Annotated in this window: 26 protein-coding genes; 14 read left to right on the top strand and 12 right to left on the bottom strand. The window is 70.3% G+C overall.

Annotated elements, in window-relative coordinates:
- Window positions 1-522: winged helix-turn-helix domain-containing protein (locus AW272_RS39345; protein ID WP_066376189.1), on the bottom strand; the 522-nt coding region annotated here is incomplete at its 3' end.
- A 355-nt stretch (window positions 523-877) separates the two neighbouring features.
- On the opposite strand from AW272_RS39345, the gene AW272_RS42900 reads away from it, so the two are divergent.
- Window positions 878-1,102, top strand: a complete 225-nt coding sequence (locus AW272_RS42900) for a hypothetical protein (protein WP_157519309.1) — start codon at window positions 878-880, stop codon at window positions 1,100-1,102.
- Here the strand turns inward: AW272_RS42900 and AW272_RS39340 are convergent.
- Entirely contained in the window at window positions 1,020-2,012 is a 993-nt protein-coding gene (locus AW272_RS39340; RefSeq protein ID WP_083959162.1) for an ADP-ribosylglycohydrolase family protein, read from the bottom strand. The genes AW272_RS42900 and AW272_RS39340 overlap by 83 nt on opposite strands.
- Window positions 2,013-2,116: 104 nt before the next feature.
- Between AW272_RS39340 and AW272_RS39335 the strand changes: the two genes are divergently transcribed.
- Window positions 2,117-2,881 (top strand): DUF817 domain-containing protein, encoded by a 765-nt coding sequence (locus tag AW272_RS39335; RefSeq protein WP_066376188.1) that lies wholly within the window; start codon window positions 2,117-2,119, stop codon window positions 2,879-2,881.
- Here the strand turns inward: AW272_RS39335 and AW272_RS39330 are convergent.
- Together AW272_RS39330 and AW272_RS41520 are read right to left on the bottom strand one after the other, a co-directional pair.
- Complete coding sequence (locus AW272_RS39330; RefSeq protein ID WP_157519307.1) at window positions 2,868-3,782, bottom strand: WD40 repeat domain-containing protein; 915 nt, start codon at window positions 3,780-3,782, stop codon at window positions 2,868-2,870. The two genes, AW272_RS39335 and AW272_RS39330, sit on opposite strands and share 14 nt — an antisense overlap.
- Window positions 3,783-3,836: 54 nt before the next feature.
- The gene (locus AW272_RS41520; protein ID WP_245657964.1) at window positions 3,837-4,118 is read right to left on the bottom strand and encodes a tyrosine-protein phosphatase; all 282 of its coding nucleotides are present in this window, start codon (window positions 4,116-4,118) and stop codon (window positions 3,837-3,839) included.
- A gap of 208 nt (window positions 4,119-4,326) precedes the next feature.
- Here AW272_RS41520 and AW272_RS39325 point away from each other — a divergent pair, with 208 nt between their 5' ends.
- The 5 genes from AW272_RS39325 to AW272_RS39305 all read left to right on the top strand — a co-directional run bounded on the left by AW272_RS39325 (window position 4,327) and on the right by AW272_RS39305 (window position 9,668).
- Window positions 4,327-4,995 (top strand): class I SAM-dependent methyltransferase, encoded by a 669-nt coding sequence (locus AW272_RS39325; protein ID WP_218011223.1) that lies wholly within the window; start codon window positions 4,327-4,329, stop codon window positions 4,993-4,995.
- A 1-nt stretch (window position 4,996) separates the two neighbouring features.
- Window positions 4,997-6,463: an ATP-binding SpoIIE family protein phosphatase gene (locus AW272_RS39320; protein WP_066376185.1), complete on the top strand. Its 1,467-nt coding sequence runs from the start codon at window positions 4,997-4,999 to the stop codon at window positions 6,461-6,463.
- Between the two features lie 28 nt (window positions 6,464-6,491).
- A complete protein-coding gene (locus AW272_RS39315; protein ID WP_218011222.1) occupies window positions 6,492-7,211 on the top strand; it encodes a hypothetical protein in 720 nt (239 codons plus the stop codon).
- Between the two features lie 96 nt (window positions 7,212-7,307).
- Window positions 7,308-8,792 (top strand): ricin-type beta-trefoil lectin domain protein, encoded by a 1,485-nt coding sequence (locus AW272_RS39310; RefSeq protein ID WP_083959161.1) that lies wholly within the window; start codon window positions 7,308-7,310, stop codon window positions 8,790-8,792.
- Between the two features lie 135 nt (window positions 8,793-8,927).
- Window positions 8,928-9,668: a hypothetical protein gene (locus AW272_RS39305; RefSeq protein ID WP_066376176.1), complete on the top strand. Its 741-nt coding sequence runs from the start codon at window positions 8,928-8,930 to the stop codon at window positions 9,666-9,668.
- Here the strand turns inward: AW272_RS39305 and AW272_RS39300 are convergent.
- The 3 genes from AW272_RS39300 to AW272_RS39290 form a co-directional block, all read right to left on the bottom strand.
- Window positions 9,665-10,729 (bottom strand): SMP-30/gluconolactonase/LRE family protein, encoded by a 1,065-nt coding sequence (locus AW272_RS39300; RefSeq protein WP_157519303.1) that lies wholly within the window; start codon window positions 10,727-10,729, stop codon window positions 9,665-9,667. The two genes, AW272_RS39305 and AW272_RS39300, sit on opposite strands and share 4 nt — an antisense overlap.
- A 69-nt stretch (window positions 10,730-10,798) precedes the next feature.
- Window positions 10,799-11,446 carry a response regulator transcription factor gene (locus AW272_RS39295; RefSeq protein ID WP_066376169.1) on the bottom strand — a complete coding sequence of 216 codons (648 nt, stop codon included), beginning with the start codon at window positions 11,444-11,446 and terminating at the stop codon, window positions 10,799-10,801.
- Complete coding sequence (locus tag AW272_RS39290; protein ID WP_066376166.1) at window positions 11,437-12,831, bottom strand: sensor histidine kinase; 1,395 nt, start codon at window positions 12,829-12,831, stop codon at window positions 11,437-11,439. Before AW272_RS39290 ends, AW272_RS39295 begins: the two co-directional genes overlap by 10 nt.
- An 85-nt stretch (window positions 12,832-12,916) precedes the next feature.
- Here AW272_RS39290 and AW272_RS39285 point away from each other — a divergent pair, with 85 nt between their 5' ends.
- The gene (locus AW272_RS39285) at window positions 12,917-14,731 is read left to right on the top strand and encodes a HelD family protein (RefSeq protein WP_245657962.1); all 1,815 of its coding nucleotides are present in this window, start codon (window positions 12,917-12,919) and stop codon (window positions 14,729-14,731) included.
- Here the strand turns inward: AW272_RS39285 and AW272_RS39280 are convergent.
- A complete protein-coding gene (locus AW272_RS39280) occupies window positions 14,718-15,326 on the bottom strand; it encodes a TetR/AcrR family transcriptional regulator (RefSeq protein ID WP_066376161.1) in 609 nt (202 codons plus the stop codon). The two genes, AW272_RS39285 and AW272_RS39280, sit on opposite strands and share 14 nt — an antisense overlap.
- Before the next feature lie 63 nt (window positions 15,327-15,389).
- Between AW272_RS39280 and AW272_RS39275 the strand changes: the two genes are divergently transcribed.
- Window positions 15,390-16,736 (top strand): FAD-dependent oxidoreductase, encoded by a 1,347-nt coding sequence (locus tag AW272_RS39275; RefSeq protein WP_066376159.1) that lies wholly within the window; start codon window positions 15,390-15,392, stop codon window positions 16,734-16,736.
- Here AW272_RS39275 and AW272_RS39270 read toward each other — a convergent pair.
- Both AW272_RS39270 and AW272_RS39265 read right to left on the bottom strand, forming a co-directional pair.
- Complete coding sequence (locus AW272_RS39270; protein WP_066376156.1) at window positions 16,720-16,920, bottom strand: ferredoxin; 201 nt, start codon at window positions 16,918-16,920, stop codon at window positions 16,720-16,722. The two genes, AW272_RS39275 and AW272_RS39270, sit on opposite strands and share 17 nt — an antisense overlap.
- Window positions 16,920-18,131: a cytochrome P450 family protein gene (locus AW272_RS39265; RefSeq protein ID WP_066376151.1), complete on the bottom strand. Its 1,212-nt coding sequence runs from the start codon at window positions 18,129-18,131 to the stop codon at window positions 16,920-16,922. The genes AW272_RS39270 and AW272_RS39265 overlap by 1 nt, the downstream gene beginning before the upstream one ends.
- Window positions 18,132-18,232: 101 nt before the next feature.
- Here AW272_RS39265 and AW272_RS39260 point away from each other — a divergent pair, with 101 nt between their 5' ends.
- From AW272_RS39260 to AW272_RS39240, 5 genes are read left to right on the top strand one after another with little or no spacing between them, the layout of a single operon-like run.
- Window positions 18,233-18,757, top strand: a complete 525-nt coding sequence (locus AW272_RS39260) for an RNA polymerase sigma factor (protein ID WP_066376149.1) — start codon at window positions 18,233-18,235, stop codon at window positions 18,755-18,757.
- Entirely contained in the window at window positions 18,750-19,460 is a 711-nt protein-coding gene (locus tag AW272_RS39255) for a hypothetical protein (protein WP_066376147.1), read from the top strand. Before AW272_RS39260 ends, AW272_RS39255 begins: the two co-directional genes overlap by 8 nt.
- Before the next feature lie 33 nt (window positions 19,461-19,493).
- Complete coding sequence (locus AW272_RS39250; protein WP_066376145.1) at window positions 19,494-20,159, top strand: hypothetical protein; 666 nt, start codon at window positions 19,494-19,496, stop codon at window positions 20,157-20,159.
- Entirely contained in the window at window positions 20,156-20,944 is a 789-nt protein-coding gene (locus tag AW272_RS39245; RefSeq protein ID WP_066376140.1) for a hypothetical protein, read from the top strand. Before AW272_RS39250 ends, AW272_RS39245 begins: the two co-directional genes overlap by 4 nt.
- A 3-nt stretch (window positions 20,945-20,947) precedes the next feature.
- The gene (locus tag AW272_RS39240; RefSeq protein ID WP_066376138.1) at window positions 20,948-21,817 is read left to right on the top strand and encodes an ABC transporter ATP-binding protein; all 870 of its coding nucleotides are present in this window, start codon (window positions 20,948-20,950) and stop codon (window positions 21,815-21,817) included.
- A 3-nt stretch (window positions 21,818-21,820) separates the two neighbouring features.
- Here the strand turns inward: AW272_RS39240 and AW272_RS39235 are convergent, their stop codons facing one another.
- Together AW272_RS39235 and AW272_RS39230 are read right to left on the bottom strand one after the other, a co-directional pair.
- On the bottom strand, window positions 21,821-22,555 hold the full coding sequence (locus AW272_RS39235) for a DUF899 domain-containing protein (protein ID WP_066376135.1): 735 nt from the start codon (window positions 22,553-22,555) through the stop codon (window positions 21,821-21,823).
- A gap of 54 nt (window positions 22,556-22,609) precedes the next feature.
- A complete protein-coding gene (locus AW272_RS39230; RefSeq protein ID WP_066376132.1) occupies window positions 22,610-26,392 on the bottom strand; it encodes a type I polyketide synthase in 3,783 nt (1,260 codons plus the stop codon).
- Window positions 26,393-26,405 lie beyond the last annotated feature (13 nt).

The raw sequence follows: 26,405 nt of genomic DNA, 5'->3' as shown, positions 1-26,405 counted from the left end.
CTTCGAAGCAGAGCCAGGCCCCCAACCGGGTCGCGGTCCTTTTATGATCGGCCACTGCTCGTCCTTCCAGGCGGCAATGGCCTGTTCATCGCGTTCGGCCGCCCTGCGGGAGGGCGCCTGCCAGGACCATCCCGCCCGCCGCAGCAGGTACCAGATCCCGGCCGGGGTGTAGCCGACCCCGAATCGGCGGCGCACCACCTCGGCGATCCGGGACAACGTCCAGCACTGATCGTCCCACCCGTGCACGGCCGGTCCGGCCTCCAGCGCTGTCTCCAGCTCCGCCACCTGGTCCGGGTCGAGCCGGCAGACCTCCCCGCCCGGCCCCTTGGACAGCAGTCCTTCACGGCCGGCGGACTCAAAGGCGTGCCGCCACCGGTTGGCCGACATTCGCGACACCCGGAACTCCCGCGCCACCTGTGCGTCGGTGGCGCCTTCGGCGAACCGGTCGGCCGCCCGTAACCGCACCACTTCCCGCTTCACACGCTGCTCGGCGGTCAGCCCGCCACTGTCGGGATACCTCATCCCACCTGCATAACCCCGCAACCAGTCGCGGTCAGCTCTCCCAGACCACCACAAGCCCGTAACCCAAGCCCTTAACGCTCTCTAGATGACCGCGCGCCGTTCGCCGACGATGAGCTGGCTGCACTGGGTGTGGCGCTCGGGCACCCCGTGCGGCAGGTCCTGGCTCACATCTGAGCTCACAGGACCACGGTCCGCGTCCGGACGCCAGAAACAGAGCCTGCGTCGGCCGCCGATGCGGATGCGCGGCGCAGGGTGGGTTCGCCGGCCGAGGCGATCTGTCGGTCCGGTTTGCCAAGATCTTCGGGACCCCCGCGAAGGGGACGCTCGTGGACGATTCGCGGCCGACGGTGAACTCGTGCTGAGGCTCGACGCGTTCGCCCCCTACCTCGCGGACGAGCACAGAGAGAGGTGGCCGGAGTTGAGCGCGATGACCGACTTCTTCGTCGACTTTGAGGAACGCGACGACGACTACGACTGGCGGGCCGCCTGGCTGGCGCTCATCGATCGGACCACAGGGGCGAGCCTGCCCCGCGAATGGCTGAACCAGGCCCAGCCCTATGTGGCGGTACGTCTCCCCTAGCGAGCGCCTCGGCGAGGTTCAGTAGTTGGGGCAGGCGGAGGACCCGGCCGCCACTGCCGGGGAGAGGAACGTGGAGGGGGTCTGTCCACCGGGCGGGGATCGCGGACAGACCATGGACGGCTCCGGCCAGGGCGCCGGTGACCGCGGCCACGGTGTCGGTGTCGCCGCCCAGGTCGATCGCGGCGCGGAGGGCCTCTTCGTAGTTGCCGGTGGTGCGCAACGCCCATACCGCCGAACCCAGGCAGGGCCAGACGGCGCCGTTGAACTCCGTCGCGTCGTCGGGGTGCCACGTGGGAGAGGTGACCGTGGCGTATCGCCCACGGTGGTCGGGGTGGACGGCGGCGAGGGTCTCCGTCAGGTCCTCCAGGGGATGGGCGCCGGTCAGGGCGGTGCGCAGGAGGTCGTGGAAGATCGCGACGCCCTCGCCCGCCGCCGGGTCGCCGTGGGTCAGGGCCGAGATGCGGCGAGCGGCGTCCACGGTCGTCTGGCGGCCCTCGGGGGCGAAGTGGACCGCCGCGGTGGTGGCCCGCATGAGGGAGCCGTTGCCCGCGGCGCGGTGGGTCGTTCTGTAGTGGGCGGCGGCTGCTTGGTCCCAGGGCAGGCCTCGGGTGAGGACGTCCTCGGTCTGCAGTCCGATGTCCTTGGGGTCGTCGGCCGCCCAGCGCTGGAAGCGGGCGAAGATGTCGGCCGGGTCCAGGCCGCCGCGCTCCAGCAGTGATTCGGCGACCTGGATGGCCATCTGGGTGTCGTCGGTGGCTTCGCCGGGGTCCCAGCCGCCGCCTCCGCGCATCTCGCCTCCGCCGTCGGAGGCGGAGAACATGCCTGCGGGGCCGAACTCGAACGGCGCGCCCAAAGCGTCGCCCACCGCCGAGCCGACGATCGCGCCGGCGACACGCTCCCTGCGGTTCACTCCGGCAGGCTAACCGGGATCGGCTCTAGTGATTCCAGAAATTCTTCACATGACCTCCCCACAATCCGGGGGACCTCCGGATCCCGGGCCAGATCGAATATGGCATGGGGTTATTCGTCGCGCAGGTGGTTCGATTCGCGTGGGCCGAGGCCAGGGCGTGTGCTTTCGCGGTCGCGCTGTTCGCGGGGCTGGCCGTCTCTTCGGTTGTGCCGCTGCCGATTCCTCGTTATGACGCGCTGCTCGTGTACGCCGTCACACTGACCGTCGCCTTTCGCGCGCTCCGGTGGGAGACGACCAGGGAAGTCGCCTTCATCGCCGGATTCCACCTGGTCGGGCTCGCCTTCGAGGTCGTCAAGGTGCGGCTCGGGTCGTGGAGTTATCCCGAGGACGCCTACACCAAAATCCTCGGGGTGCCCCTGTACAGCGGATTCCTCTACGCCGCCGTGGGGAGTTACGTGTGCGCCGCGTGGCGGATTCTGGAGTTGCGGCTGGTGAATTACCGGAAGGCGCCGGTGACCGCGGTGGCGGTGGCGATCTACGTCAATTTCGTCAGCCAGCACTGGTGGGTCGATCTGCGCGTTCCGCTGGCGATCCTGCTGGTTCTGGTCACCTGGGGAACGACGGTGCACTTCACCGTCGGTGAATATCGCCATCGGATGCCGCTGTCACTCGGGCTTCTGCTCACCGGGTTCTTCCTGTGGATAGCGGAGAACATCGCCACCTACCTCGGCGCGTGGGAGTACCCCTATCAGCAGGAGGCCTGGCGGCTCGTCCACGTCGGCAAGATCGGGGCCTGGGCGCTGCTGGTCAGCGTCACCTTCGTGATCGTCGCCTCCGCGCAGGCCAGGCGGCCCGTCATCGCTTCGTGAAGTCGAGGTCCAGGCGGTTCTTCGTGAAAGTGGACACCGAACCGTTCACGAGGACGCGGGTCACCTCTCCGGCCATGTCCACCTGCACGATCTCGTACTTCTTCCCGGACGCCCGCCCGATGATCAGGTGGCTGGAGTCCCACCAGCCGTACACGCCGTAAGAGCCCGTGTGCACCGTGCCGACCGCCTCGCCTGTCTTGACGGACCAGATGCAGATGCCGCCGCCGGGACACACGGTCAGGAAGCGGTCGCCCGACGGGGAGAAGGTGTGTTCCTCGCCGGCCAGCGAGCCCTTGCCGGTCAGGGTGCGCTTGAGTTTTCCGTCCGGGGAGAGGAAGCGGATGCTCTTGTTGTCGTAGGCGACGATCTGTTTCGCGTCGGGGGTCCAGATGAAGCGGGAGTTCTTGTACGACTTCGGCATCGCCACATATCGGGTCCTGCCACTGGCGGCGTCGACCGTCAGGTAACCCGTCGTTCCGCCTTTCACCGTGAAGGCCAGCTGAACGACCTTCTGGTTGTTCGGCGACCAGCTGAAATAGCCACCGGCGAGTTTTCCGCACAGGCCCGACACCGGGATCCGGCGGGTGGCGCCGGTGCGGCGGGTGATCAGGTCGAAGGTGGGGCAGCCCTTGGCGTCCACCAAAGATCTCGCGGCCATCGCGCGTTTGCCGTCCGGGGAGACCGCGACCCGCCAATGGTCGGGTTTCTTCGTGAACGAGTTACGCCCGCTCGCGCGCAGGTACGCCTGCGCGGTTTTCTTGAACTGGTAGTACGTCGACACGACCAGACGGTCCGACGGCCGTTCGTGCACGGTGAGGTCGGTGTCCGGGAGGCGGACGTCCGCGGCGGATCCCTGCAGGGCGATGACGCCGGCCAATGCCAGCGAGATGGTGCTCAACACCCGGGGAGGATAGAAGGCGTGACTTGATCAGGAGAAGCACGGGACGGTAACTGATCACAGCCGGACCCATCCCGGCTCCGAGGAGATACTTCCCCGCGTCGAAGCCCTCCAGAGCGTCGTACACAGCGGCCTTGAAGCCGGGTCGATGCGGATCGTGGTCAGGTCAGGGGACGCCGCCTCCCGGAGGTCGACCACGGTGCTCACCCCGTGGGCCGTCAGGTGTTCCGGGTTGTCCGAGCGGATCAGCGCCTCATGAGGAGTTCGGCCACCGTCGTGAAGTGGGAGACCTCCCAGGTCTCGGGTGTTGTGGCAGCCTTCCCACGCCAGATGGGACACGATGGGCCCTTTCGGGTTCGAGGGCAATGGTGAACATAAACCGACATTTACCTGACCCACAGCATTGACGTTCCCGACACGCCCAGTCAACACTGTTGTCGCAGGTCGCTTGCGTGAAATGTCAATTTAACGCAGAAATATCTTGACTTGTGAGCGCGGAGGGCCTATCACTTGGTGGGCAGAAGTCGGCGATCTCCCTTATGGCGGCATGATGACAACTGAATCCGGTTCGGCTCAAAGTCGCGACGAATACCGGGCTATGCAAGCCGAGGCGTTCAACCGCATCGGATCCCGGTACGACGACGCTTTTCCCCACAAGGAGGGGCAGGTCGCTGCCGGGGAGTGGCTGATCAAGCAGCTCCAGCCGGGTGCCCGCGTCCTTGACGTCGGGTGTGGCACCGGGGAGCCGACCGCCAAGCAGTTCGCCGAGGCGGGCTGTGAGCTGACCGGGATCGACATCTCGCCCGTCATGCTCGATCTGGCGCGCAAGAACGTGCCCGAGGGGACCTTCCTGGAGCGTGACGTCACCGAGATCGACACGTCGCTCGGACGGTTCGACGCGGTGGTGGCGTTCTTCTCGCTGCTCATGCTGCCCCGGGCGGACATCGCCACGGCGCTGCAGCGGATTCACGACGTGATCGTGCCCGGAGGGCTGCTGGCGCTGAGCATGGTCGAGATCGACCTCGACGACGTGCCGTTCCAGTTCCTCGGCGCGCCCGTGCGGGTCACCGGCTACCTGCGGGAGGACCTGCGGGCACTCGTCGAGGAGATCGGGTTCACCGTGGTCGTCGAGACCGACATCTCCTACGCCCCGGCCACCACGCAGGCGCCGCCGGAGATCCAGCTGTTCCTCAACTGCCGGCGTAACCAGTTCTGAAGTGATCGACACCGAGGGTCTGGCGTTTCTCGGTGACACGGCCCGGGCCATCGGTGACTGCCTCGATCCGGAGCAGGTCGCGCGCCTGCTCTGCGAGGCGGCCGTGCCCCGGCTGGCCGACGCCGCCGCCGTCTATCTCGACGGCGGTGCCGTGCACCGGCTCGACCCGCGGGGGCGGTTGCCCTCGCGCTGGTCGGGTGATCTTGCGGCCACGGTTCCCGAGCTGGTGGGCGGGCGGCTGCTGACCGTACCGCTGCGAGCCTACGGCGAGGCCGTGGGGTGCGCGGTGCTCGCCCGGGACCGTGAACGCGACGAGTTCGACCAGGACGACGTGCTGGTCGCCGGTCAGCTTGGGGTGCCGGCGGCGCTGACGATCTTCCACGGACGATTACATCGGCAACAGCTCGAGACACTCGAGATCCTGCAGCGCGGGATCCGGCCCGGACAGCCTCCCTCTCTGCCCGGTCTGGAGATCGCGTACCGCTACCAGCCCGCCGCCGCGCGCGTGGGCGGCGACTGGTTCGACGTGATCCCGCTGCCGGGGTCCCGGGTGGCGCTGGTCGTCGGTGACGTCATGGGCCACGGGCTGGACGCGGCAGCGATCATGGGGCAGCTGCGCATAGCCGTACAGACACTTGCTTCTCTGGATCTTCCGGCCGAGCAGGTGCTGCAGTCGCTCGACGAGATGGCGCAGCGCCTGGCCGCTCAGACGATCACGACCTGTGTCTACTGTGTGTACGACCCCGTCCTGCGCCGCTGCACCATCGCGAGCGCCGGTCATCTGCCCCCGATCCTGGTGAGCCCCGAAGGCAAGGCCGACGTGCTGGATCCGCCCGCGGGCACCCCCATCGGGCTCGGGCGCAACGCGTTCGAGACGGTGGAGATCGCGGCCGACGACGACAGCATGCTCGTCCTCTACACCGACGGCCTGGTCGAGGAGCGCGGCGAGGACATCGGCGTCGGGGTCGAACGCCTGCGGCGCGGGCTGATCGGTGTGCGGCCTCTCGAAGAGGTCTGCGAGAGCGTGGTCCCGAACAGGCCGATGCGCGACGACGTGACGATGATGGCGATCCGGTTCACCGGCATCCCGAGCGAGAACGTCGCGCAGTGGCTGCTGGAGCCGCAGGCGCAGACCCCCTCCCGGGTACGGGGGCTGGTGCGGCGCACGCTGGCGGCGTGGGGGCTGCACACCCTCATCCCGACGGCGGAGCTGCTGGCCTCCGAGCTGGTCACCAACGCGGTGCGGGCGACGGCCCGGCCGATCACGGTACGGCTGCTGCGCACCGACAGCCTGCTGTGCGAGGTCAGCGACGACGACCACCGCATGCCGAAGATGCGCGAGCCCGGACGCTACGACGAAGACGGGCGCGGCCTGTTCCTGGTGAACCACTTCGCCGAGCGGTGGGGGACGAGCCGGGTGGCGGGCGGCAAAACGGTCTGGTTCAGCCTTCCGGTAAAGGGGGTCTGACAGGGCGCCGGCCGCGAGGATGGGATTCGTGAAGCGCCTGGCGACGTTGGTCCGCGACGACAATCTCGACCTCTACCTGCTGGCGGTGGTCGCGCTGGTGTTCACCGTGCTCGGCAGTGTCGGCCTCGCCGACACCTCGGTGCTGATCTCGGTCACGCTGGCGGTGCTGGCGCTCCTGGCGTTCTCGCAGATCAAGTCGCGTAAGCAGGTCGCGGCCGTGGCCGCGGAGGCCGGCCTGCTGCGCGACGACTTCCCCGCCGACCTGCCCGCCCGCCGGGCGGGCGCCCGCGACTTCCTGTTCATCGGCCGGTCGATGGCGCGCACCGCCAACACGATGCGGGGTGACCTGCGGCGGATGCTGGCGGCCGGCGCGCGGGTGCGGGTGCTGGTCGTCGATCCCGGCGACGAGGTCATGGTCGCCTCGTCGGCCCGCCACAGCGGCGCCGACGTCGACCCCGCGCTGCTGGCCGGGCGCATCAGGTCGGTGCTCGCCGAACTCGCCCACCTGCGCGAGACGACCGGCGGCGACCTCCAGATCCGGGTCGCCGGATTCGTGCCCTCGATCGGGGTGAACGCGATCGACACCGCCACCCCCGGCGGGCTGATCTGCGTGCAGCACTTCGAGCACCGTCCGGAGATCGAGTCCGGCCCCATTCTCACCCTCCGTCCCCACGACGGCCTCTGGTATCAGCGCTTCGCCGCCGAGGCCGAGCGGATGTGGAATGACGGGACCCCTTGGCCCGAATAGTCAGGACCGCTTGACACCGCTCGTCACCAATGCAAAGTTTCTTTACTGAGAGCGCTCTCACGGTCTCGTCCATCCCGCTGCCCCCAAGGACCTGTCGTGAGAAGAACCATCCTGACCAGCGCCGTCTTAGTGCTGGGGGTGGCCTTCGGGCTGCCCTCCGGCCCTGCCTCCGCTGCCGCCCCAGAACCCGCTTCCCCGGAAAAGGCACTCCAGCGCGACCTCGGCCTGACCCCGGCCGAGGCGCGGATCCGGCAGGCCCACGAGGCCGCCGCGATTCTCGTCGAGAAGAGCGTCAAGTCGAAACTCGGCGACCGTTTCGGCGGCGCCTGGTACTCCCCCGGATCCGAACGGCTCCAGGTCGGCGTCCTCAACGAGACCGACGCCGCGTTGGTCACCCAGGCCGGTGGAGCCCCCGTACAGGTCGGGCGCAGTGAGAAGCAGCTCGCCACGATGAAGTCGGCCCTCGACCGGGTGAAGCCCGACGCGAAGGTCCACGCCTGGTACGTCGACCCCGCGACCAACTCGGTCGTCGTGGCCGCCGCCGACCAGGCCGGCGGCGCCGAGTTCGCCCGGAAGGCCGCCGTCGACGCGAAGATCGTCGTCACCCAGGCACCCAAGCCCCTCTACGACATCCGGGGCGGCGACCAGTACGTCATCAACGGCAACACGCTCTGCTCGGTCGGCTTCTCGGTGAACAACGGCGGCTTCGTCACCGCCGGCCACTGCGGCGGCACCGGCTCCCCGACCCTGGGCTACAACAACGTCTCCCAGGGCAACTTCGCGGGCAGTTCGTTCCCGACCAACGACTACGCGTGGGTCCGCACCAACGCCAACTGGACCCCGCGCCCGTGGGTCAACAACTACGGCGGTGGCAGCGCCTCGGTCGCCGGCTCGAACGAGGCCGCGAACGGCTCGTCGATCTGCCGGTCGGGTCGCACCACCGGGTGGCGGTGTGGCGTCGTTCAGGCCAAGAACGTGACCGTCAACTACGGCAACGGCCAGCTCGTGTACGGCCTCACCCAGACCACCGCCTGCGCCGAGGGCGGCGACTCGGGCGGCGCGTGGATCACCGGTGACCAGGCCCAGGGCGTCACGTCCGGCGGCTCGGGCAACTGCTCGACCGGAGGAACGACGTTCTTCCAGCCCGTCAACGAGATCCTCGGCGCCTACGGCCTCACGCTGACCACGACCGGCGGCGGCGGTGCCACGAGCCGCCTGATCGGCTGGCAGGACAAGTGCGTCGACGTGCCGAACAGCAACGGCGCCGACGGCCAGCGCCTCCAGCTCTGGGACTGCAACGGCACCAACGCCCAGAACTGGACCTTCCCCGGCGACGGCACCGTCCGGGCCTTCGGCCTCTGCATGGACGTCGCCTGGGGCTCGACCGCCAACGGCGCGGTGGTCCAGCTCGCGACCTGCAGCGGGAACGCGGCCCAGCAGTTCGTCCTGTCGGGCGCGGGTGACCTGGTCAACCCGCAGGCCAACAAGTGCGTGGACGTGACGGGCTGGGGCGGACCCGGCACCCCGCTGCAGCTCTGGGAGTGCAACGGCGGCGCCAACCAGAAGTGGCGCCGAGCCTGATGACCTGACGTGTCGCCGCCTCAGCCCCGGGGCGGCGGCACGTCTCGATTTCGCGACCGAACTAGTGCTGATTCCCCACTCAGTCTGAGTACGAAAGCGCTGCACCGACATGCCCAGATAGAAGATCCTTTGGGCATGAAATGGTGGATTTTCCTGGTTTCCCTGTCCTTTGCGATATTCGCCGCCTGGCTGACCTTCTCGACCGGCGTGGCCCCCAGCACCGTCCTGGCCATCGGGGTCGGCGCGCTCAGCCTGATCTGGCTGCTGGTCCTGCTGACCCTGCCGTGGAACCTGTATTTCTCGGCGCGGCGGGTCGTCCACGAGACCCAGCTGTCGCGTGAGCGGGGCATCGAGGTCCCGCAGGCCCGTGAGGACGAGGCCAGGGGGATCGCGAAGCGGATGCTGCGCCTGGCGGTGCTCGGGCATGTGGTCTCGGCGGCGGTGATCGCGGCGATCACCTACTTCTCGGGTGAGTACGTCGGGTACTACTTCGCCGGGTTCTACCTGCTGGCCACCTTGTTCCGGCCCACCGGGGCGTACCTGACGCATCTGAAGGAACGGGTCGGCACCCTCATGGAGGAGCTGCACTACCCGAGGCAGGACGTCGCGACGCTGCGGGGCGACGTCAAGAGCCTGGTCGAGGCCCGGACGGCCTTGGAGGCGTCTGTGCAGGAACTGACCGAGGACCTCCAGCGGGCCCGCGACGAACTCGCGGCGGCGCGGTCGGCCCTGGAGGACGCCGACCACGACCTGAACCGGCGGATCACCCTGATGACGCGGCGCTTCGACGAGACGGTCGACGGGCTGAGCGACAACCAGGAACTGATCACGGGGCTGAAGGCCTTCCTCCGGTTGGTACGTTCCGAAAGCGCCTAGCCGGGCGCGGGCATCGTCCGCAGGTGACGGCCCTGCAGCGACCCCAGCAACCATCCGCCCGGGTAGGGCACCACGTTGGCGGGCGCGGGGTCGAGGCCGGACAGACGGCGTTCGATCGTGCCGTTCCGGCTGAGCAGCAGGATCGAGCCGGCGGGCGGGTTCTCCTCGTCGGCCAGGAACGTGGCGGGCAGCCGCACCGCGAACTGGCGGGTCCACGTGCCGGGGAGGATCTGACTGTCGAGGAGTGACACCCGGTCGTACACGGCCAGGAGCAGTCTCCCGCCGGGCAGCAGGGTGAAGCCGTCGCCGATACCGGGGACGTGGTCGAGGAAGGTCGTGGTGGTTCCGTCGGCCAGTGAATATCGGGTGATGCGGTAGCGGGTCGACTCGACCACCAGCAGCGCTTTCTGGTCTTCGGTCACGACGATGCCGTTGGGGAAGTACAGGTCCTCGACCAGGGTGGTGGTCGACTTTTCCACTGGGTCGTAGCGGAGGAGCCTGCCTCGGGGGCGGCCCTCCAGGAAGTCGTACACAGAGAAGGCGGAGCCCTCCAGCGTCGAGTTGTTCCACCTGCTGTTGGAGTCGGAGAAGTAGACCATCCCGTCGTCGGCCACGGCGAGGTCGTTGGCGAACCTGATCGGCTCGCCGTCGGCGGTGCCGGTGAGCAGGGTGACGCTCCCGTCGGGGGCGACGGACTGGAGGCCGACGCCGTGGTTGGCGACGAGCAGGTTCCCGCGCGCGTCGAACGCCAGGCCCAGCGGACGCCCGCCGACCTGGGCGAACACCTCTGATCGCCCGGAAACCAGCCTGACGATGCGGCCGTCGATGACCCCCGTGTACACGCGGCCTCGGGCGTCGACGGCCATGTCCTCCGGACCGTGCAGGGTGCCGAGCGAGGTCACCCCGGCGGCGGGCGTGACCTCCGGAACTTCAACGGGCGGTCCGGGATCCCAGGCGACGGGGTCGAAGGGTTCGAGGGGCGGGCGGAGGAAGACGAAGAAGGCGCCGATCAGCAGCGCCACCGCACTTGCCCCGACAAGAGCTGATTTCCTGAGGTTCACCCGGCCGAGTCTCCGGCCGCTTTCAGAAGTGCGGAAGCGTGTCTGTACGCACCCGGGGTGCGGCTGGCCTCACCCGTTCAGGTAGCGCAGCACCGCCAGAACCCTCCGGTGGTCGTCGGGGTGGGCCGGCAGCGTGAGCTTGGTGAAGATGCCCGAGCAGTGTTTCTCGACGGTCCGTTCGGCGATGCCGAGGCGGGTGGCGATGGCCTGGTTGGTGCGGCCCTCGGCCATCAGCGACAGCACGGTCCGCTCGCGTTCGCTGAGGTCGCGGAGGGGGTCGTCGCGCCGGTCGCGGCGGCCGACGAGCTGGTCGATGACGACGGGATCGAACGCCGCCCCGCCGCTCCCGACCTGCCTGACCGCCGCGGCGAGCTCGGCCAGGTCGGTCACCCGGTCTTTCAGCAGATAACCGACGCCGCTGGCGCCGCCCTCAAGCAGTTCGGCCGTGTAGGTGACCCGGACATACTGGGAGAGCACGAGCACCCCCGTACCGGGATAGAGCCGTCGAATCTCCCCCGCCGCCCGCAGCCCTTCATCGGTCCGGGTCGGTGGCAGCCGGATGTCGACGACGGCGACGTCGGGACGGTGTTCGTCCACCGCTTTGAGCAGCCCGGCGGCGTCCTCGACCGCCCCGACGACCGAGAACCCGGCTTCGGCGAGCAGCCGGACCAGGCCCTCGCGCAGCAGCGCGCTGTCTTCGGCGATGGCTACCCGCACGGCAGCACCGCTTTCACGACGGTTCCCCCGTCGCCGGTCACGTGGAACGACCCGCCGCAGACGGCCACACGATCGGCCAGCCCGCGCAGCCCGCTGCCACGCGAGGGGTCCGCACCGCCGACTCCGTCGTCCCGGATCTCGACGGACAGCACACCGCCGGCCAGCACCACCCGAACGACGGCCTCGGTGGCGTCGGCGTGTTTGGTCACGTTGGCCAGCCCTTCGGCGACGACGTAGTAGGCGGCCGTCTCGACCTCGGGCGGCAGTCCGCCGACGTCGGCCGTGACCCGCACCGGCACGGGCGACAGCGCCGCCAGCTCCTTGACCGCCTCGGTGAGCCCCCGTTCGGTGAGCATCGGCGGGTGGATGCCCTGGGTCAGCGCCCGCAGATCGTCGAGCACCGCGAGCAGGGCGTGCCGGGCCTCCCTGATCAGCGGCACGGGATCGCGGGAGGCCTCGGCCAGCGAGAGCGTCATCGGGATCGCCAGCAACCGCTGCTGCACCCCGTCGTGGAGATCGCGCTCGATCCGCCGCCGCTCGGCCTCGGTCGCCCGACCGGCCTGCCTGATGCGTAATCGCAGGTCGGCGGCGAGCCGCTCGTTCCACAGCGCCAGCCCGGCGGCCGCGCACGCCGCCTCGATCAGCTCCGGCTCCGCGAAGAGAACAGGGTCGTGTACGAGCACCGCAAGCCGCTCCCCCGCCCGATCGACCCGCGTGGCCCTTCCTTCGGGAACGTCGATGGCCTTCCCGGTCATGTCGACATAGCGATCCGAAGCCCAGTAGCCGACTCTCAGCGTCGGATCCCGCAACGTCGCCGCCAGCTCGGCCTCGATCCCTCCGGCGGGAACGTCGCCCAGCCGGATGACGAGATCGGCGATCCTGCGGTGCCGCAACCCGGCCAGATAGCCGACGGGAACCAGCCCGACCGCGATCTGCAGAATGTCGGCGGCCAGCGGATCATCCGCGACCGGCTTCAACCCGAGCACCACCACAAGGGCCACCAGCCCTGACAGCGTGACCGGGTTGAACACCCGCCGCCGCGCCGCCGCACTCCCCCACCACCGGTGGACCTGAACCGCGATCACCGCCACCCCGCCGACCACCAGCCCCGCGAACGGCAACGCCCCATAGACGACCGCGACGCCCACGCGCTGCGCCGTGCTCTCGGCGCGCCCGGTGGGAAACGTGATCAGCCAGTGCCCCAGCACCGCCGCCCAGGCACTGCTGACCACCGGCACCGGCGGCCCCAGCTTGGCGAACAGCCAGAGCACCCCCACGGCGACGAGCAGCGGCCCCACCCGATATCGGGGCTGGACGAGCCATCCCACGACCCCGGCGAGGAGATATCCGGTCCCGACGAGCAGAGCCAGCTCTAAACCACCCACGAACCGAGTCTAGAAGTCGCCCGATCGACACCGGATAGTAAGTCAAGCCTTACTTTCCGTATGCCTCCTCCCCATACTTGGGCGGGTGGACGACGAACAGAAGATCGTTGACGGCCTGTACGACCGCCTCGACGCCGCCATCAGCGACACACTGGCCGCCCGTGACCAGGTGCTCTCCGCGTCCGACGATCCACACGCCCGCGACGTCGAACTGTCGCGCCTGACCCGCAGGCTCGGCGAACTCCGGGCCGCCGAACGCTCCCTCTGCTTCGGCCGCGTCGACACCGCCGCCGGCGAATCCCTGCACATCGGCCGCATCGGCCTCCGGTCGGCGGACGGCGACGTGGTCCTGGTCGACTGGCGGGCCGACGCCGCCCGCCCCTTCTACGCCGCCACCCCAGCCTTCCCGATGGGCCTGCGCCGACGCCGCCACCTGCGCCTTCAGGGCCGCGGCGTGGTGGGCGTCAGCGACGAGATCCTCGACGGCTCGGCCTTGCTACCGGGCGACGTGGTCGGCGACGGCCCATTGGTCACCGCGCTCGAGCGGGCCAGAACCGGCCGCATGCGCGAGGCGGTGTCGACGCTGCAGGCCGAGCAGGACGCGATCGTCCGATCGCCGCACCGGGGCATCACCGTCGTGGACGGCGGCCCCGGCACCGGCAAGACCCTGGTCGCGCTGCACCGCGCCGCCTACGTGCTCTACGCCTTCCCCGCCCTCGCCGAACGCGGGGTTCTCGTGTACGGCCCCAACCGCCGCTTCCTCGACTACATCTCCGAGGTGCTGCCGTCCCTGGGCGAGAACGACGTGCGCCTGGCCACCCTGGCCGACCTCGTGGTCAGGGCCCCGACCGGCGGAGCCGCCCAGGCGGACGACCTCGCGCCATGGGTCCGTGGCCATCAGCCGCGGGGAGTCCCGCTGGAGGTCGACACCCTCGTGCTGCCCACGACGGCGGTGGACGCCGCCCGCCGCCACGCCACCCGGAACGGCCTGGCCCACAACCCCGCCCGCGAGGCGTTCAAGGAGCACGTGGTCGACGACCTGGTGAACCTGCTCGAACAGCGCACCCTGGAGACGCTCACCGAGATGGACGATCCCGCCCTCGACCAGGCGGTGGCCGACGACCTCCGATCACTGGGCCTGGACACGGCCCCGGCGGCGGAACCCGAATTCGACTGGGACGCCGTCCGCGAGCAGCTCCTCGACGACCCCGCCGTCGACCGCGCGATAGAAACGGTGTGGCCCCGCCTGAACGCGGAGGCCGCCGTAGGAGGAACCGCCGACCTGGCCCTGCTCGACGAGGCGCGGGCGCTGATCGACGGCCCGCCCGATGAGGTGTACGGCCATATCGTGGTCGACGAGGCCCAGGAACTCACCGAGCTGGAGTGGCGGATGCTGATGCGCCGCTGCCCGGCCCGCTCGCTGACGGTCGTCGGCGACTTCGCCCAGGCGGGTTCGGCCACCACGATCCGCTCGTGGCCCGAGGCGGTCGGCGACCGCTTCGTCCACCACACCCTGACGGTCAACTACCGCACCACCGCCGAGATCCTGGACTTCGCCACCCCGCTGCTGGCCCGCATCGCCCCCGACCAGAAGCCGTCGCAGTCGATCCGCCACGGCGAACCCCCGCGCAGCATCGAGGTCCCCGCCGCGGACCTCGCCGCCGTCGCCCGCGACCTGGCACTCGACCCCGGCAACGGCCTCGTCGGCATCATCGCCCCGCCCGGCCTTCTGGAGGGCGCCCTCGTCGTCCCCGCCCCCGACGCGCGTGGCCTGGAGTTCGACACCGTGATCGTCGTCGACCCCGCCGCCATCGAGGCCTACCGCGCATCGGGCTCCCGGGATCTCTACGTCGCCCTCACCCGCGCCACGAAACGTCTGTTCGTCGTCAGCCCGATCTGACTCCCGACTCAAGAAGCGCGAACGCCCGGCCGGCGTCCGCGACCGCCTCGGGATGGACGTCGTCGGCGGTCCGCCCAGCCACCAGCTTCTCCCAGTTGGCCCGCGAGAGCACCCGCTGGACGACGATCACCTGCGCCGCCTGGAGCCGCGCCGTGATGTCACCGCCGAGGACGGCGGCCAGCGCCTCCTCGTCGTCGAGCATGTATCGGGTGACCCTGGCGGCCAAGCTCGGCGTGTCGAACACCAGACGGTGGAAGGCGAGCACCGTCGGATGGTCGTTGAGCCCCGTGACCGGGTCACGGCCGTCGAGACCGGCCCGGAAGCGCTGATGCAGCGCGGCCAGCGGCGAGAGGTCGGAGGGCCGGTCGCGCACCACCCGGGCGGCCTCGCCCTGGTGATCGGCGATCTGGTGCAGCAGCAGGTCCTCTTTCGCGGCGAAATAGCGGAAGAGGGTCGGCTTGGAGACCTCGGCGGCCGCCGCGATGTCGGCGACCGAGACCTGGTCGAAGCCCCGGGCGAGGAACAGCGAGACCGCCGCCTCGGCGATGGCGTCGCGGGTCCGCGCCTTCTTACGGTCCCGCAGTCCATTCGGCATGTGATCACGGTAACATATGTTACCGAGTTGCTTTTTTAACCGAGTAACAGTTAACTGCCCGCCATGGATGTTCTCGTGGTGGGGGCCGGCCCGACCGGCCTCACGCTCGCCTGTGACCTGGCCCGTCGGGGCGTCACGGTACGCGTCATCGACCGGGCCCCCGAATTCCCCCGGGGTTCACGAGGAAAGGGGCTGAGCCCCCGCAGCCTGGAGGTGTTCGACGACCTCGGCGTGATCGACCGGCTGCTGGCCGCCGGGACCACCCACCTGCCCCACCGCAAATACCGGGGCGCGGAGGTCGTCGCCGAGGTTGACCCGGAGGCGGGCAGGGTGGCGACGCCCGGAGTCCCCTACCCCGTCGGCCTGCTGGTCCCGCAGTGGCGGGTGGAGCAGATCCTGCGCGAGCGGCTCGCCGACTTCGGCGTCACCGTCGAACGCGGCGCCGAACTGCGCACCTTCACCCAGGACGTCGGCGGCGTGACCGCGACCGTGGGAGAGACCGAGATCCGGGCCCGCTACGTGGTCGGCTGCGACGGCGGCCACAGCACCGTCCGCAGGACGCTCGGCCTCCGGCTGCACGGCGAGACCCCGGACATCCAGCTCATGGCGGTTGGCGACGTCGAAGTCGACGGGCTCGGCCGCGACGCCTGGCACCAGTGGTTCGCCGACGGTGGCGCCGTCATGCTCTGCCCGCTCCCCGGCACCGACGCCTTCCAGGTACAGGCCTCCCACGAACTCGCCCCGGACGGCACCCCGCTGGAACCGAGCCTGGAAACCTTCCAGCGGACCTTCGACCGGGTGGCCGGCGTCCCCGGGGTGCGGCTGCACGACCTGACCTGGCGATCGACCTACCGCGTCAACGTGAGGATGGTCGACCGGCTGCGCGTGGGCCGGGTCTTCCTCGCCGGGGACGCCGCGCACGTCCACCCGATCGCGGGCGGCCTGGGCATGAACACCGGCGTCCAGGACGCCTACAACCTCGGCTGGAAAATCGGCCACGTCCTGGCGGGCGAAGCCGGCGAGCCGCTGCTCGACACCTACGACGAGGAGCGCCTGCCGGTCGCGAGCCGGGTGCTCGACATCACCTCGGAACGCCTCGACGCCGTCCTGGCCGCGATCAAGGAGTCCGGCGGCGGCGTGGACGCCGTGTCCGCGCCCGAACTCACCCAGCTCCAGCTCGACTACCGCTGGAGCCGATTGTCCCGCAACCTCACGAGCCACCCCGACGGACTCCGAGCGGGCGACCGGGCACCCATGTCCGGCCTCTCCCGGGGCACGCACTTCCAGGCGTACCAGGTGGGGAACACCCAGGTCCTGGTACGCCCGGACGGCTACATCGGCCTGATCGCCGACGTGAACGACACATCAGCGGCCGCCGACTACCTGCGCTCCCTCAGTCGTGAAGAATGATCGCCTCGCGGGGACAGCACTCCGCCACCTCCTGCGCCAGGGCGACCTCGGCCGGATCGGTGAGCTCCCCCTCGCGCGCGACGGCGAGCCGGTCGGGACCGAGGGTGAACAGCTCGGGTGCGGTCGCGGAGCAGAGCCCGGTGCCGAAACACAGACCCCGGTCCACCTCGAGACGCCCGGCCATCAGAGGATGACCGGGAGGGCGCGGTAGTCGTTCAGCGCCCAGATCTCGTGCCGCCGCACCTCGTTCCGGGGAATGGCCAGCCGCAGCCCGGGGAACCGCTCGACAAGCGTGGCCAGGGCCATCTCGCTGATCAGCCGGGCCGCCGCCGCGCCGAGGCAGTTGTGGATGCCGTGCCCGAGCCCGAGATGCCGCGCTCCACTACGGCTGAGGTCGAGCCGATGGGGATCGTCGAAGACCTCGGGGTCGCGGTTGGCCGAGGCGACCATGACCATGACCGGCTCCCCGGCCCCGATGTCCTGCCCGCCCACCCGGATGTCCTCGCTGGGGAACCGCCAGGGCACCGAGGCGACCGGCGACTCGTAGCGGAGCAGCTCCTCGATCCCGGTCCCGCCCAGGATCGCCGGGTCGTCGGCGATCATCTTGAGCTGGTCGGGATGGTCGAGCAGGGCGAGCATCGCGTTGGTGATGAACATCTTGGTCGTCCCGACCCCCGCGATGATCATGATGATGACCAGCGCGTCGAGCTCGTCCTGCGTGATCCTGCCCTCCTCGTCGGCGGCCCGGATGAAGGCTGAGGTCAGATCGTCGCCCGGCTCGGCCCGCTTCAGCGCGACGAGCTCGCGCCCGTAGGCGATGATGCGCTCCCGGGCGTCGGGGATCCGCGGGAAGTCGGCGGGGTCGGTGGAGATGAGCAGGTCGATGTCCAGCGCGAGCTGCTCGCGCCGCTCCAGCGCGAACCCGAGCCGCGTCGAGATCACCTCGGACGGGACCAGCGCCGCGAACTCCGCGACCAGGTCACGCTCCTGCCCCGGCGCCCAATCGGCAATGGTCTGATCGACGACGCGCCGGACATCCTCCCGCCACCGATCGACGCTCCGGGGAGTGAACGCGCTCATGGCGCAACGGCGCACTTTCGTGTGCTGTGGCGGGTCGAGCCCGGGAATCGTCTGCGCCAGGACGGTGCCCGCGCTGATGGACAGCCCCGACGCCTGGAATTCGGCACTGCCCCGCCATTCGGCCGTGCTGAACCGGGTGTCGCCGAGAATCGTCACGGCGTCGTCGTACCTGGTCACGACCCACATGGGGACGTTTCCGAGTGGAAAGACATATTTGTGGACGGGCGAATTCACCCGCAGCCAGTCGAGGGCCGCATAGGGATCTCGGAAATAGTCGGAGCTGAATAACTCGAAGGGGACGACCGTATCTGCCATGCGAGGATTCCTCCCGCTGAAGAGATCGCCCGCATCGTACCTTCGTATTTTTATCCCGAACAGGTGAACCCTGGAGGGGCGGCGGTGCTACTCACGTACCGATGAATCGGACCGAGCCGGATGCGCGGGTGCTGGCCAGGGTGGCCGACGGGGACGCCGGGGCGCTGGCCGAACTCTACGAACGTTACGGGCGCCCGCTGCTGGCGTTCCTGTTCGGGCTCGCCCAGGACCGGGGCACCGCCGAGGAGATCCTCCAGGACACCCTGCTGGCGGTATGGCGGTCGGCGGGCACCTACCAGGGCCGGTCGAGCGTGAGCACGTGGCTGTTCGGGGTCGCGCGGCGCCAGGCGCACAACCGGCTCCGGGGGAAGCCGCCGCCGGACACCGCGGAGCCCTCCGACCGGGCCGATCCACTGCCGGGCCCGGAGGAACTGGTCGTGGGCGGCGAGTGGCTGACGACCACGCTGGCGCGGCTGCCCCTGGCGCAGCGGGAGGTGGTCGCCCTGCACTCCCTCCACGATCTGACCCACCACGACATCGCCGAGGTGCTCGGCATCCCCGTCGGCACGGTGAAGAGCCGCCTGCACCTGGCCCGCGCGAAACTCAGGGAGTGCCTCGATGGCTGACGTCGACCCCCCGCCGGTCGGGCGGATCATTCCGGCGGTGCTGACCGCCTCCGCGCTCGGCGGCGACCTCGCGGCACCCGGCATGCACACCGTGCCGGCCTGGCGCCGCGCCTGGAACCTGCTGATGGCCGAGGCACGGCTGCTGCACCCGGCGGTGTGGGCCGCGTCCTTCGCCGTGATGGCGGTGTGCGCGGTGTTCTCGCTGCTCAAAGGCTCGATGGCGGCGGCCGCCCTGGGTGCGCCGCTGGTGGCCGGGCTGGGCGTCGCCGGTCTGTACGGCCCCGAACGCGACCAGGCGTTCGAGGTGGTGGCCGCCACGCCGACCTCGCCCAGGGTGCTCCTGCTGGCGCGGGTCACCCTCGTGTTCGGTTACGACCTGGCGCTGGCGTCCCTGGCCGCCGGGCTGATCGCCGTGGCGGGGGTGCCGACGGGTGGCGTGGCGGGGCTGGTGCTGTCGTGGCTGGGGCCGATGGCGCTGCTGGCCGCCCTGAGCCTGCTGCTGTCGGTGTGGTGGCACCCGAACGGCGCCATCGGGGTGGCACTGGCGGTGTGGAGCATCCCGGCCATGGATGCGGCGGGGGTGGCGATGCGGGGGACGTACAGCACGGTCTGGAGCAGTGGCCCATGGACGATCGCCGTGGCTGCCGTCCTTGGACTGGTGGCCTTCGTGCTGGCAGATCGCCGCGAACCGCTGCGGAGGTGAACCCGGGAGTCCTCGCGGCGCTACTCACCGGGTGTGAAACCCATTGAACTGTGGCGATACGAAGCCCGGCGGGCCGGGCTGCCCGCGCTGCTCGGCCCCCCTCTGCTGGCCTCGGCCATCCTGCTGCTGGCCGTCTTCGGCGGCGCGCTCGGCTCCGCAGAGGGGAACACGCGCCGGCTGCTGCTGAGCGCGTTGGAAGCCGGCGTGCCCCTGCTGGCCGGGGTGGCCGCCGCCACGCTGCCGGGCCGGGACGCGACGGCCGAGTTGCGGCTGACCATTCCCGGCGGCTACCGCCCGGCGCTGATACGACGTCTGGCGGTCACGCTCGGCTCGACCGCGCTGTCGGCGGTGACGGTGTCGTCGGCACTGATGCTGAGCGGATGGTGGGACTTCGCCTACTCGGGCCCGGCCGGTCAGCTCGTCTGGCTGGCGCCCTCGGTCTGGCTGGCGGCGCTGGGGTTCTGCTGCGCCGCGGCGCTGGGCGGGACGGTCCCGGCCACGTCGATCGTGGCGGCCGTCTGGGTGGCCGAGCAGCTCAGCTCCGGCCCGCTCCGCCTGTTCGCCACCACGACCTGGCCCGATGCGGAGGGCTGGCCGCTGAACCGCGCCGCACTGCTGGCCACCGCCCTGCCACTCGTCGCCACGGGATGGCTGCTGCTCGGAAACTCCGAGCGCGTCCTGCGAGGAGAACCCGGATGATCGCCACGCTGCGCTACGAGTTCCTGATGCAGATCCGCCGCCCGTCGCTGTGGATCGTGTACGGCCTGGTCTTCGCCCTCCTGCTCATCACGATGCCGTTCTGGTCACTGGACATGGGCCTCCCCCTCGAAGGAGGCACGGCCCGGCAGGACATGACGACCGCGGCGATGATCCTGATCACCCTGCTGCCCGTCGTCTACGGTTGCATGCTGGCCGACCGCCCGGGGCGCGACCGGCTCCTTCATGTGGACGGCGTCCTCGACGCCACCCCGACCTCCGGCACGGCCCGGCTCCTCGGCAAGTGGGCGGGGGTCTGCCTGGCCACCGCCGTGCCGTTCGCCATCGCCTACTTCGGCCGGGCCGTGCTGTGGGCGGTCACCGAGGGCGACCCGGCGGCACTCGGCTGGGCCGTGGTGACGTTCCTCGCCATGATCGTGCCCGGCCTGCTGTTCCTCGGCGCGCTGGCGTTCGCGGGCTCGCTGGTCATGCCGTCGATCATGTTCCGGGTGGTGTTCGTCGCCTACTGGTTCTGGGGCAACCTCATCCCTCCGAACACGATGCCCACCCTCGCGCACACGATCTTCTCCGCGACCGGCGACTACGTCAGGTGGGGCCTCCTCCATCCGCTCCCCAGCGGCATGGTGGCGTACGGAGAGGCCACCCTCGACGTCCTGCGCCCCGCCCACAGCCCCGCCACCGCCTGGCTGTGGATCGCCGTCATGATCGCTCTGGCCGCCGTCCTCCTGTCCGTGGTCCGCCTGCACGCCCTCAGAAGAGAGTCCTAAGCCATGCGAATCGACGTCACCGGCCTGACCAAGACGTACAAGGGCGGCGTCCGCGCACTCGACGACCTGACCCTCACCATCCCCACCGGCATGTACGGCCTCCTGGGCGCCAACGGCGCGGGCAAGACGACGCTTCTGCGCATCCTCGCCGGCCTCCTCCACCCCACCGAGGGCCGCGTCGTCATCGGCGGCCACGACGTGACGACCCAGGAGGGCAAGCCAGCCGTCCAGCGGAAACTCGGCTACCTCCCTCAGAACCTGGGCGTCTACCCCGACCTGACCGCCCGCGCCTTCCTCGACTACATCGCCCTGCTCAAGGGCCTGCACAACCGCTCGGGCCGCCGCCGCAGAGTCACCGAACTCCTGGAGGTCGTCGCGCTCACCGACGCCGCCGACCGCCGTCTGAAGGGCTTCTCCGGCGGCATGCTCCGCCGCGTCGGCATCGCCCAAGCGCTGCTGGCCGACCCCGAACTCCTGATCGTGGACGAACCCACGACAGGCCTGGACCCGGAGGAACGCATCCGCTTCCGCACCCTGCTCTCCCGCCTGGCCGGAGACCGGACCGTCCTGCTGAGCACCCACATCGTCGACGACGTGGCCCAGACCTGCCGAACCCTGGCGGTCCTGGCGAACGGCCGCCTGGCCTTCCAGGGTTCGGTCACCGACCTGGTCTCGGTGGCGAACGGGAGGGTCTGGACGGTGACGACCAACGGCCCGCCCCCGACGGAGGGCCGGGTGGTCTCGGCGCTACCGGAGGCGGCGGGGATGCGCTATCGGGTGGTGTCCCGGCAGTCCCCGGACCTTTCCGCCAAGCCCGCCGAACCGACATTGGAGGACGGCTACCTGGCCCTGATGGACCAGGTGCCGGTCTGAGGATCAGCCGAGGTCGTCGGCATGGCCGGCGTTGATTCTGGGCCACTGGGCGGTCGGGCGGCCGTCCAGCCGGAACTGGCCGCCACGGGAGCCCCAGTGCTGCGGCCAGCCCTCCGGCGAGTCCTCCCAGGACTCCTGACGGCCGTGGACGGTCAGATCGAGCAGTCCATACGACGGCGCCATCGGTTCGTTGCCCCGGCCGGTGGTCCAGTAGGTTTCGTAGACCTTGTCGTCGTCCCGGAGATAGGCGACCAGGATGCCGAAGTGGCGGTTCGCGACCAAGCGGTCGACGGAGTCGGGCGGCACCGAATACCAGGGGATCGTCCACCCCATGAAGTCGCGGTAGCGCGAGCTCTCCTCGTAGGGGCCCTGGCAGAAGGTCGCGTAGGAGACGTCCCGTGAGGCCAGGTAGGACAGTTCGGTGATGTGACTCGTCGAGAAGGTGCAGCCTTCGCACTGCTCGGCCGCAGGCTTGCCGGTGTGCCACATCTGGAAGTAGGCGATCAGCTGGGATCGGCCGCCGAAGACGTCGATCAACGGCACCGGGCCGTCGGGGCCGATCAGCGGGGTCCGCGGATCGACCTCGACCATCGGGAGCCTGCGGCGTTCGGCGGCCAGAGCGTCGCCGGCTCTGGTGTGGGCCTTCTCCTTGACGCGGAGTTCGTCGATCTTCGCCTGCCAGGCCTGCCGGTCGGTGATCGGCGGATGGGTACGTCCACCTGCTGATGTCTCTGCCATGACACCTGTCTAGTCCATGGCCGGGCGGCCCGATGGGCCGCCCGGCCGTAGAGATCAACCGCCGAAGGCGGGCACGGCCTCGGGAGCCTTCTCCGCCGCGACCTCCGATTTCGCCGTCATCAGCAGCTCCACCACACGGTTCGCGATCGCCGAGATGGTGGGCTGCTGCCACAGCAGGGTCGTGGGGAGTCGGCAGCCGAAACGCTTCTCCAGTCGCCGCCGGACCATGACGGTCATCACCGAGTCGAGGCCCTGCTCCACCAGGGGACGCCGGACCGAAAGGTCCTCCGGCGCCAGTCTCATCACGGCCGCGATCTCCGCGCTGATCTCGGGCAGGACCCGCTCGCGCAGGGCCTCGGGCGCCAGACCGGCGAACGACTCCGACGGTCCGCCGAGGTCCTCATCGGCCTGGATCGGGGCGTCGATCACCGGGTAGCGCAGGCCCGTGAGGTGGCCCACCACCCGGCCGTCCACGTCGGCCAGGAGTGCGCGGCAGGTGTCCTCGGCGGTCGGGTCGACGGCCGCGTCGATGATCACTGTTGTGGGCGGTGCGCCGGTCAGGACCATCTCGTCGATGTGGACGACCATGCGCAGCACCGGGTCGCCCGGGAAGACGCACGGTGCCACGGACATGACCGCGTCCAGCGCGGGGGCCCAGCTTCCCGCGTCCTCGGTGCGGACCGTCGCCCGCAGCGTGCCGTCCGCGCTCAGCAGGGTCTCGATCGTCCAGTCGAAGCCCGTCGAGGGCACGCCGACGGCGGCCAGGCGCTTGTGGACGTAGCCGGGGTCGATCTCGGTGAGACCGCCGGAGTCCGGCAGCAGGTCGGGTTTGACCTGGCCGGGAGCGGCCACGTTCGCGGTGACGTGGACCAGCCAGGCGGGTTCCGGCTCGTCGGGGGCCGCCGGGGTGCGGGCCGCGAGGCGTAGTGCCGGGGGCTCGTGGACGACCTGGATCTGCCTGCGTTCCGCGGTCATCAGCGGGTGCATCATCTCGACGTCGGTGAGGGTGACGTCCACGTCCTCGGCGGCGTGCAGGAACGTGTTGACCAGCACGGCGGCCGGCACGATCTCGATGCCGTTGAGGGTATGGCTGCCGGGGTAGGGGCGGTTGGCGTCCTGGACGCTGGTGCGCCACACCCGGGTCCGGCTGCCCGCGAGGCTGGTGCCGGCTCCGAGCAGGTTGAAGGAGTGCACGTCGTGCCCTCGGTTGTCGACCTCGGTGTACGACTCGCGCCAGTGGCGGCGGTGCTGCCAGGCGTACGGCGGCAGGTCGGCCAGGCCGCCCGACGGCTGCAGCCTGCTCCAGTCGACGTCGACGCCGTGGCAGTGGGCCGTGCCCAGCGCGACGAGGAAGGTCTGCCGCTCCGGCTGGTTGCGGCGCAGGGTCGTGCCGACGAACACGTCCTCGAAGCCGTTCTCCGAGAGCGTCTCGGAGACCGAGTGCGCGACGACCGGGTGAGGGGAGATCTCCAGGAACACGCGGTAGCCGTCCTGCGCGGCGGCCGTGGTCGCGGCGGCCAGCCGGACCGGGTCGCGGAGGTTCGCGGCCCAGTACGTGCCGTCCAGGACCGGCGTCGACCGGGGGTCCTCCAGCGCGGTCGTGTACATCGGAATCCGCGGCGTGCCGAACGTGAGGTCGGCGACCTCGGCGGCCAGCTCGACGGCCAGCGGTTCCATGTGCGGGCTGTGGAAGGCGACGTCCGAGGCCACCCGGCGGGTCACGATGCCCTCGGCCGGCCAGTCGTTCACGACCGCCTCGACGGCGGCGATGTCGCCGGACAGGACGGTCGAGCCGGGGGCCGACGAGATCGCGGCCACCAGGTCGGTGCGGCCGGCCAGTCGCGCCGCCGCCTCCTCGAAGGGCAGGTCGACCATGACCATGGCGCCCTTGCCCTCGGCCTGGCGCAGCAGCACGGAGCGGCGGCAGATCAGGCGGGCGCCGTCGGCGACGGACATCGCGCCGGCGGTCACGGCCGCCGCGATCTCGCCGACGGAGTGGCCGATGACGGCCTTCGGGACGACCCCGTGAGCGTTCCAGAGCCGGGCCAGGCCCAGCTGCATCACGAAGATCATGGTCTGGACGCGGTCGATGGTGTCGAGATCGCCGTCGGCCAGGACCTGGCGGGGCGAGAAGCCGATCTCCTCGACGAAGATCGGTTCGACCTCGTCGACCAGCGACGCGAACTCCGGTACCGCGAGGAGTTCCCGGCCCATCCCGCGCCACTGGCAGCCCTGCCCGGAGAAGACCCAGATCGGCCCGGGGCCGAGGTCGGGCAGCACGTCACCGGTGATGATGGCCTCGCCCGGCACGTCGTCCGCGAGCCTGCGCAGGCTCGCGGCCAGTTCGTCCCACTCCGACCCGATCACGACGGCGCGCCGGGTCAGGTGGGTACGCCGCAGGGACAGGGTGTGCCCGGCCGACGCCAGGTCGAGCCCCTTCTCGAACCGGCCGGCGAGCTTGCCGGCGTACTGCCGCAGCGCCTTCTCCGACGCGGCCGACAACGGGTACAGCCGCTCCCCCGGCTCCGCGCCGGGAGTCTCCTCCGGTACGGCCGGAGCCTGCTCCAGCACGATGTGCGCGACCGTGCCGCCGTACCCGAAGCTGGAGACGCCCGCCCGGCGGGGGTGGTCGCGCTCGGGCCAGTCGGTCTGTTCCGTCACCACGCGCAGGCCCGAGGTCTCCCACTCGATGGCCGGGTTCAGGCTGGTCAGCACGCTCGGGGGGATCGTGCCGCGGTGGAGGGCGAGGACCGCCTTGATGACGCCGGAGATGCCGGCGGCGCCTTCGAGGTGACCGATGTTCGACTTGACGGAGCCGATGAGACACGGGTCGTCGGTGGAGCGCCCGATGCCGTACACGGAAGAAAGGGCCCCCGCCTCGAGCGGGTCGCCGAGCCGGGTGCCGGTGCCGTGGGCCTCGATGTAGTCGACGGTGGACGGGTCGACGCCCGCCTGCTTGCAGGCCCGGGTCATCACGTGGGCCTGGGCCTCACCGCACGGCGCCATGATGCCCTGGGTGTGGCCGTCCTGGTTGACCGCGCTGCCGATGACGAGCGCGAGGATGCGGTCGCCGTCGCGCTGGGCGTCGGAGAGACGCTTGAGCACGACCACGCCGACACCTTCGCCGCGTCCGTAGCCGTCGGCCGACGCGTCGAACGACTTCGAGCGGCCGTCGGGGGCCAGGGCTCCGGCGGTGCCGAGCGTGATGGTCTGGCCCGGGGTGACGAGCAGGTTGACGCCGCCGGCGAGGGCGACGTCGTTCTCGTTCAGGCGCAGGCTCTGGGCGGCCAGGTGCAGCGCGACCAGCGACGCCGAGCAGGCGGTGTCGATCGCCATGCTGGGTCCGCGCAGGTCCAGGGAGTAGGAGATGCGGTTGGCGACGGCGCAGGTGGCCGCGCCGATCCCGGTCCACGCCTCGATCTGGGGCAGGTCCTCCAGGAGGCGGCCGCCGTAGTCGCCGGTGCAGACGCCGACGAACACCCCGGCGTCGGTGCCGGCCAGCTGGTGCGGCGGCAGTCCGGCGTGCTCCAGGGCCTCCCACGCGGTCTCCATCAGGATCCGCTGCTGCGGGTCCATCAGCTCGGCCTCGCGGGGCGACAGGCCGAAGAACTCGGCGTCGAAGCCCTCGATGTCGCTCAGGAAACTGCCGTGACGGACGGCGTCGCGCAGTGCGGCGGCGTTCTCGGGGCTGCGGTTCTCGTCCCGGCGCCAGCGTTCGGCGGGCAGCGGGCCAGTCGTGTTCCGGCCGGCGCTCAGCAGGTCCCAGAACTCATTCGGTGAGTGGACGTCACCGGGCAGGCGGCAGCCAATCCCGATCACCGCGACTGGTTCGACCATCTGCGTTCGTTCC

Source organism: Herbidospora mongoliensis, assembly GCF_001570545.1.
Lineage (GTDB): Bacteria > Actinomycetota > Actinomycetes > Streptosporangiales > Streptosporangiaceae > Herbidospora > Herbidospora mongoliensis.
The sequence above is the reverse complement of the archived record's forward strand: the minus strand, read 5'-3'. Positions and strand labels throughout refer to the sequence as shown.

Bases quoted from the DNA above. Each gene is read 5' to 3' on its own strand.
- AW272_RS39255 (WP_066376147.1), top strand. From the start codon at position 18,750: ATGGCTGACGTCGACCCCCCGCCGGTCGGGCGGATCATTCCGGCGGTG.
- AW272_RS39245 (WP_066376140.1), top strand. From the start codon at position 20,156: ATGATCGCCACGCTGCGCTACGAGTTCCTGATGCAGATCCGCCGCCCG.
- AW272_RS39235 (WP_066376135.1), bottom strand. From the start codon at position 22,555: ATGGCAGAGACATCAGCAGGTGGACGTACCCATCCGCCGATCACCGAC.
- AW272_RS39305 (WP_066376176.1), top strand. From the start codon at position 8,928: ATGAAATGGTGGATTTTCCTGGTTTCCCTGTCCTTTGCGATATTCGCC.
- AW272_RS39325 (WP_218011223.1), top strand. From the start codon at position 4,327: ATGATGACAACTGAATCCGGTTCGGCTCAAAGTCGCGACGAATACCGG.
- AW272_RS39260 (WP_066376149.1), top strand. From the start codon at position 18,233: ATGAATCGGACCGAGCCGGATGCGCGGGTGCTGGCCAGGGTGGCCGAC.
- AW272_RS39280 (WP_066376161.1), bottom strand. From the start codon at position 15,326: ATGCCGAATGGACTGCGGGACCGTAAGAAGGCGCGGACCCGCGACGCC.
- AW272_RS39335 (WP_066376188.1), top strand. From the start codon at position 2,117: ATGGGGTTATTCGTCGCGCAGGTGGTTCGATTCGCGTGGGCCGAGGCC.
- AW272_RS39230 (WP_066376132.1), bottom strand. From the start codon at position 26,392: ATGGTCGAACCAGTCGCGGTGATCGGGATTGGCTGCCGCCTGCCCGGT.
- AW272_RS39265 (WP_066376151.1), bottom strand. From the start codon at position 18,131: ATGGCAGATACGGTCGTCCCCTTCGAGTTATTCAGCTCCGACTATTTC.
- AW272_RS39240 (WP_066376138.1), top strand. From the start codon at position 20,948: ATGCGAATCGACGTCACCGGCCTGACCAAGACGTACAAGGGCGGCGTC.
- AW272_RS39270 (WP_066376156.1), bottom strand. From the start codon at position 16,920: ATGGCCGGGCGTCTCGAGGTGGACCGGGGTCTGTGTTTCGGCACCGGG.
- AW272_RS39275 (WP_066376159.1), top strand. From the start codon at position 15,390: ATGGATGTTCTCGTGGTGGGGGCCGGCCCGACCGGCCTCACGCTCGCC.